At 72.1% G+C, this 6,636-nt stretch carries 6 protein-coding genes; 5 read left to right on the forward strand and 1 reads right to left on the reverse strand.

The window, feature by feature from the left end; genetic code table 11:
* Window positions 1-87 precede the first annotated feature (87 nt).
* From AC07BF_RS37410 to AC07BF_RS37420, 3 genes are all read left to right on the forward strand, one after another.
* On the forward strand, window positions 88-1,302 hold the full coding sequence (locus AC07BF_RS37410; protein ID WP_478334582.1) for an NAD(P)/FAD-dependent oxidoreductase: 1,215 nt from the start codon (window positions 88-90) through the stop codon (window positions 1,300-1,302).
* A 189-nt stretch (window positions 1,303-1,491) separates the two neighbouring features.
* Window positions 1,492-1,800, forward strand: a complete 309-nt coding sequence (locus AC07BF_RS37415; RefSeq protein ID WP_478334583.1) for a hypothetical protein — start codon at window positions 1,492-1,494, stop codon at window positions 1,798-1,800.
* Window positions 1,801-1,977: 177 nt separating this feature from the next.
* Window positions 1,978-2,646 carry a Type 1 glutamine amidotransferase-like domain-containing protein gene (locus AC07BF_RS37420; RefSeq protein ID WP_363588430.1) on the forward strand — a complete coding sequence of 223 codons (669 nt, stop codon included), beginning with the start codon at window positions 1,978-1,980 and terminating at the stop codon, window positions 2,644-2,646.
* A 279-nt stretch (window positions 2,647-2,925) separates the two neighbouring features.
* On the opposite strand, the gene AC07BF_RS37425 is transcribed toward AC07BF_RS37420, so the two are convergent.
* Window positions 2,926-3,828, reverse strand: coding sequence for an alpha/beta hydrolase (locus AC07BF_RS37425; RefSeq protein ID WP_400989362.1), 903 nt, complete (start codon window positions 3,826-3,828; stop codon window positions 2,926-2,928).
* A 437-nt stretch (window positions 3,829-4,265) separates the two neighbouring features.
* Between AC07BF_RS37425 and AC07BF_RS37430 the strand changes: the two genes are divergently transcribed.
* A complete protein-coding gene (locus AC07BF_RS37430; protein ID WP_363588434.1) occupies window positions 4,266-5,123 on the forward strand; it encodes an NAD-dependent epimerase/dehydratase family protein in 858 nt (285 codons plus the stop codon).
* Window positions 5,124-5,249: 126 nt separating this feature from the next.
* The gene (locus AC07BF_RS37435; RefSeq protein ID WP_363588436.1) at window positions 5,250-6,128 is read left to right on the forward strand and encodes a LysR family transcriptional regulator; all 879 of its coding nucleotides are present in this window, start codon (window positions 5,250-5,252) and stop codon (window positions 6,126-6,128) included.
* Window positions 6,129-6,636: the final 508 nt, after the last annotated feature.

Consider the following 6,636-nt stretch of genomic DNA (forward strand, 5'->3'; position numbering starts at 1 on the left):
CCGCCCCCCCCGGGAGCTTGGTTGGAAGAAACAAGAGAAAGAAAAACAGGAGGAAGAGGGGGGAAAAGGGGAAGGGGGGTTTCCGTTGTGGGGCCCTCCCCCCCCCCCCCCCCCCCCCCCGAAACCCTCCGCCGCCGGGGCTGGGACGGCCACCTCACCCTGATCGGCGACGAGCCCCACCCGCCCTACGACCGGCCACCGCTGTCCAAGCGGATCCTGACGGGTGATTGGCCCGCCGAGCGAGCCGTCCTGCGCTCCCCGCACGAGCTCGCGCGCTTGGAGGCCGACCTGCACCTCGGACAGCCCGCCACCGCCCTCGACGCCGCGGGGCACCGGGTACGGCTGGGCGGCGGCGAGAACATCCGCTTCGACGGTCTGGTCATCGCCACCGGGGTGACCCCCCGGCGCCTGCCCGGCACCGATCTGGCCGGGGTGCACGTCCTGCGCACGCTCGACGATGCGCTCGCCCTGCGAGCCGCGCTGCTCGCCGCGCCCCGGGTGGTCGTGGTGGGCGCCGGCTTCCTCGGCACCGAAATCGCGGCGGCAGCCCGGGCCATGGGCCTGGAGGTGACCGTGGTCGAGCCGGAGCCCGTCCCGGTGCGCCGCCCGTTCGGCGAGCGCATCGGCGCCCTCGTCGCCGACCTGCACCGCGCCCACGGGACCCGTCTGCGCTGCGGGGTCCCGGTGCGCCGGATGCGCAGCGCAGACGGCCGGGTGACCGGGGTCGAGCTCGGCGACGGCACCACGCTGCCGACCGACCTCGTCGTCCTGGCCGTCGGCGCGACCCCCGCGACCGGCTGGCTGACCGGCTCGGGCCTGCGCCTGGGGAACGGGGTGGTGTGCGACGCGTGGTGCCGGGCCGCACCCGGCATCTACGCCGCCGGCGACGTCGCCTCCTGGCACAACCCCCACTTCGGCACCCGCATCCGGCTGGAGCACCGGATGAACGCCACCGAACAGGCCGTCGCCGCGGCCGGCAACCTGCTCGGCGACGCCACCCCGTTCGCCCCCGTGCCCTACTTCTGGACCGACCAGTACGACACCAGGATCCAGGCGTACGGCATCTTCCCGCCCGACGCGGACCTGCGCATCCTCTCCGGCGACCCGTCCAACGGCCACTTCACCGCCGCCTACGGCCACCGAGGAGTGGTGGTCGGCGTGCTCGGCTGGAACGCCCCCCGCGAACTGCGCATGCTGCGCCGGCTGGTCGTCGAGCGCGCGCTCTGGACCGCCGTCACGGACGCCGGGCTGTGTCCCCCACTGACGGTCGACCGTTGTGGTGGCTGGACTCCGACGGCCTGATCAACTGGACCACCCTGCCCGAGGACACGGTGCACGAGGGCGGGCAGCCCGGGCGCTGGGTGAAGGCGCAGCGGGCCGCCCGGCCGGACCTGGAGGCGGGCTGGAGTCGTTGCCCGGCGTTACAACTGTGGACGCGGCGGCGACGGCTCGGCCGACGCGGCCGGCGCCCCGGCCGGGACCGGCCGCGCCGTGCTCGCCTCGGCCGCGTTCGGCTTCGTGTCGGTGCTTCTCAGCCCGCTGTGGCCACGGACCGTCTTCCCGTTCCTGCTGAACTCGATCGGGACGGCGGTTCTGGTGGTCTGGGTCCTGATCGCCGCCTCCCACCTGCGGCTGCACAGCCGGCAGCAGCGCACGGACGGGCCGGAGGCCTCCTCCGAGGGGTCCCAGCGAACCGGACATCCCGCAAGGCCGGGTAGTTACCGACTTCGGCTCGTCAGGGTGACCTGTCCCGAATCGCCTGGCGGGCTCGCTGTGGCGGCTGTATCCGATGTTGTGTGAGGTATGCGGATGGGGGCGGGCCGGCCGCCGCGGGACGGGTGCGCCGGGAGTCGGTCCGGGCCGGGGGGCGTTGCGCAGCAGGGGTGGCCGAGCCAGCCGCTCGGTTCAGCAGGGATGGCGGCGGTGACGAACGCCCAGTGGATTGCGCGCGCCTGGCAGCCGTGATTGGCTCGCCCGGTGAAGCTTCTGTTGACGGCGAGCGGCCTGCGTAACGCGACGCTGCGGGATGCGCTGCGGGACCTGCTGGGAAAGCCGTTCGGGTCGGCGAACATCGTGTACGTGCCCACGGCATCCGTCGCCGAGCCCGGTGACCACGGGTGGTTCGTCGCGGATATGAGCCGACTGCACGGTCTCGGCTGGCGGGAGTTCGACGTCCTGGAGCTGAACGGCCTGCCTCGGCAGATGGTGCTTGACCGGCTGTTGCACGCCGATGTCGTTTACGTCGAGGGCGGCAGTCACTACCATCTCGCGCGCAGCATCACCGGCAACGGTCTGGCCGAGGGCTTCCTGGAAGTGCTGGAGAGCCGGGTCTATGTGGGGGTGAGTGCCGGATCGATGATCTTCAGCCGGAATCTCACCGAACATTCCGCCGACGTCATCGGGGATGCTGCGGACCTGCACGTGCTCGGCGCTACGACGGTGGAGCCGCCCTTCGGTCTCTTCGACTGGTACCTGAAGCCACACCTGTACTCGCCGGACTTCCCGGAACGGGATGACGCCTGGGCTGACCGCATCGTCGAGCGGGCGGACTTCCCGATCTACTTCATCGACGACGACACGGCTGTTCGCGTCAGCGACGACAAAGTAGACGTCATCTCCGAAGGCCGGTGGCGGTTTCATCCGTGACTCAACGCGCGATGCCGTGCCTCCGTGCCTGCCCCCGGTCGGCGCACGTCAAGCGGTTCCGGTCCAACTTCTGGGCTCTGTCAGCCCGATCCCCCGGCGCGTGTCGTCACCGGGCACGGGCAGCTCCACGCCCGAGTGCCTGAAGCCCGCCCTCACGTACATGGCCTCGGCGCGGGAGTCGTCCTCGTGGACGAACAGCCGGACGCGCTCTATCCGGGGTTCGGCGAGCGACCACGACCATTGGACACCTGAGCCACGGAGGGGGTGCGGCGGGCCGGTTCATAGGTGCTCGGCGAACCAGTCGCGGGCGGCGGTGGCGGCGATGTCGAATCCGTGACCGGTGTAGGCCGCGAAGTGACCGCCGGGTACGAACACGATCTTCTTCGGCTCGGCGGCCGTCTGGAAGGCGGCGGCGGCCAGATTGCCGCCGGTCAGGCTGTCGTCCTGGCCGACGATCACGAGCAGCGGCGTCGGTGTGATCAGCGGCAGGTAGGAGCCGGGCTCGTAGCCCCGGAGCAACTCCAGGCTGCGCAGGGTGACTTCGCTGTGCCATTCGGGGGCGAGCCGTTCGTGGGCGTCGGTGAACCAGGCGTGGGCGTCCGGGGTGGGGATGCCGGTCACCTGTGCGGGGTCCTCGCCGATCACGGGGATCATGGCGGGAGAGTGGCCGGCCGCTCGGGCCCTCCGGTCGTCGGAGAAGATCGAGGGGTTGACGACCCGGTTGTTCTCTCGGGCGACGTTGGCGAAGGTGGCGCGTCCGCTGATGAAGGGAGCCTGCCCGCTGACCGCCTTGACCCGCTGGTCGATCGCGGCGACGACGAACGCGTGTCCGCCGGAGAAGCTGCTGCCCCACACGCCGATGCGGTCCGGGTCGACCTCGGGGCGGTTCTGGGCATACGTGACGGCGTGCTGGTAGTCGCGGATCTGCTCCCAGGGGTCGATCTCGTAGCGGGGCTTCCCCGGAGCTGCGTCCGAGTCGCCGAAGCCGCGGTTGTCCCACACCACGACGGCCAGACCGGCGGCGGCGAACACCTCGGCGAAACGGTCCAGGTACATCCTGCGGGTGGCGGACCAGCCGTGCGCCATGACCACGCACGGGGCCGGAGCGGTGCCCTGCTCCGGCTCGTAGAACCAACCGCGCAGCGTGACGCCCTCGGCGTCGAACTCGATGTCGTGTCGCATGCTCTCGCTCAGCCTTTCCGTTCGAGGAGGTCGACTGCCGGCGCTGTACCTCCGGCGATCAGGACACAGGTCCCGCCCGGTCGTCTCCCCCCGCCTCCACCCTGCGGGTGGCACGCGGGCCACGTCCAAGACCAGTTCCGTGCGCTGTGATGCCTTCGCGGGACGACCGCTCGTGGCGCAGTCACCACCACCCATCCACCCGGCCGGCGTCGTCACCGCGGCCGGCCGCCTCCCGCCCCGCCGTTCGCAGGACTGCCGATCGCGGTCGCGCTTGTCCCGCCCCTCCGCCGCTCATGGCGGGGGCGCTCGCAGGGCGGCTTGACCGCCTCCTCGACCGTGATGCCCGGACGGCATCACAGGCGCCGGAACAGGTCTTGGACACCGGTGCCGGCGCCGCCGCAGGCTGAAAGCGATCCCGAAACGAGAGGAACAACGTCATGAGGGTCTTCGTCACCGGCGGTTCCGGCTACATCGGCAAGGCGACCATCGACGCGCTGACACGGCACGGCCACACCGTGCGCGCCCTGGCCCGCAACGAGCACGCTGCCCGGACCGTACGGACGCACGGGGCGGATCCGGTCACGGGCAGCCTGGCCGACCTGGGCGTGCTCAATGAGGCGGCGGCGCAGGCCGAAGCCGTCATTCACCTCGCCCAGGCGGCCACCGGCGCGGAGGACCTCGCCGCCGCCACCGCGATGCAGGACGGCATCGGCGCCGGCCCCTACGTGCACACCAGCGGTACCTGGGTCTACGGCGACACCAACGGCGTCGTCGACGAGGACGCCCCGTGGGATCCACCGGCCCTCGTCGCCTGGCGCCGCCCCGTCGAGGATGCCGTCCTCGCCCGCGCCGCGCGCGGAGGTCGTCCCGTCGTGGTCCGGCCCGGTCTGCTGTACGGCGGCGACAACCGGCTCATCGATGCCTTCTTCACCCGTCCGGGCATGGTGGCGGGCGCCATCGCCTACATCGGAGACGGCTCGCAACACTGGGCTCTGGTCCACGTCGACGACCTCGCGGAACTGTACGCGGCCACGCTGCGCGCCCGGCCCGGCGCCGTCTACGCCGGCGTCGGAGGAGTCGATCCCACGGCCCGGGAGTGCGCCGAAGCCATCAGCCGAGGAGCGGGTCTCGGCGGCAAGACCGTCTCCATCACTCTGGAGGAGGCACGCGCGGCCATGGGCGCCTTCGCCGACGCCTTCGCCCTGGACCAGCGACTCACCCCGGCGCGCGCCCGCGACCAGCTCGGCTGGACCCCGAAGCACACCGACCCGCTGACCGTCCTCGCCCAGGGCTGATCCACGCCCCCGGTGGCCGGTCCCCTCGCCGACCGGGGGAGCTGCCGTCGGGAGCGGCACCCCGCTGGATCCAATGGGGTATCACGAGGCGTACGGACACCGATCAGGACGGGACACGGCAACGGTATGGACATCGACCTGCGGAAACTGCGGTACTTCGCGGCGGTCGCCGAGGAACTGCACTTCGGCCGCGCCGCCGAGCGACTGCACATCGCCCAGCCGGCCCTCTCCCGCCAAGTGCGCGCGTTGGAGAACGACCTGGGCGTCACGCTCTTGCGCCGCGACCGCAGGGGCACCGTCCTCACGCCCGCCGGAGCCCAGCTCCTCGACGAGGTGGGCCCGCTCCTCGCGGCGGCCGAGGCCATGGTCCGCCGGGTCACCGCCGCCGCCACCGCCACACGGGTCTTCACCGTCGGCTTTATGCCCGGTATCACCGTCACCCCCGCCGTGCGGGCGCTCACCGCCCGCCATCCCGGACTCGACGTCCGGCTACTGCGCACCGGCTGGGAGGACCAGGTCGAGGTCCTGCGCGACGGACGGGCCGACGTCAGCATCGTGCGTCTGCCGATCGATCAGAAGGGGCTGCGCGTACTGCCGCTGTTCAGCGAACCGCGCGTCGTGGTGCTGCCGACCGACCATCCGCTGGCCGGCGGGCCGGCCCTCACCGTCGCCGACCTTGCGGGCGAGCACCTCCTCCAGGACCCGGACGCCGTACCGGAGTGGCGCGACATCGCGCAGGAACTGCGCACCGGCGAACGCTCCGACGTTCCACCCATCCACAGCGTCGAGGAAAAGCTCGAACTGGTCGCCGTCGGCGCGGGCATCTGCGTGATCCCGCTGTCCACTGCGACCTTCTACACACGCCCCGACGTCGTCGCCCGGCCAGTCGAGGGCCTCGGCCCGGGGCAGGTCTGCCTGGCCTGGCCCGCCACCCGCCATTCCCGGCTCATCCACGACTTCACCGACGTGGTACCTGCCCTGGCACCACCGCCCACCTCGCCATGACCGCCACCCCACACGAACCTGCCGCCATCGCCGCCCACCGAGGAGCGGGCCACGTGAGGGACGCACCACACGGGGCCACTCGACCGCTGTCGCCGCGCGGTGCCGTCGGCAGCGCGCACTCGCGGGCCTCGGCGTCCTCTCCTCAGCAGCGTTCCGGAGCCGGGAGGCTCACACCACGGAAAGGAGGAGCCAGCCTTCACCGCCTCGGTCCTCGCCCGCGCCCGCCGCATCCGCCGCCAGGCCCCGTCCATCCGCAGCCGGGCGAGATCGCCGGCCACCTCTCCGCAACGCCTTCGGCCGACAACGGCTCTTCCCTACCGGCCGGGGCACGCCACCACGCGCCCCGGCCGTCCGACGCCGTTGCGCCGCCCCTTGGATAGGCTGCCGCAATGGCCCTCGACTCCCCCCGACTGCTGCGCGCCGACGCCGCCCGCAACGCGGAAAAGATCATCCGGGCCGCCCGGGAGGTCTTCACCGAACAAGGCCCCGACGCCCACCTCGACGACGT

The sequence above is a fragment of the Kitasatospora sp. NPDC043950 genome (assembly GCF_056435345.1).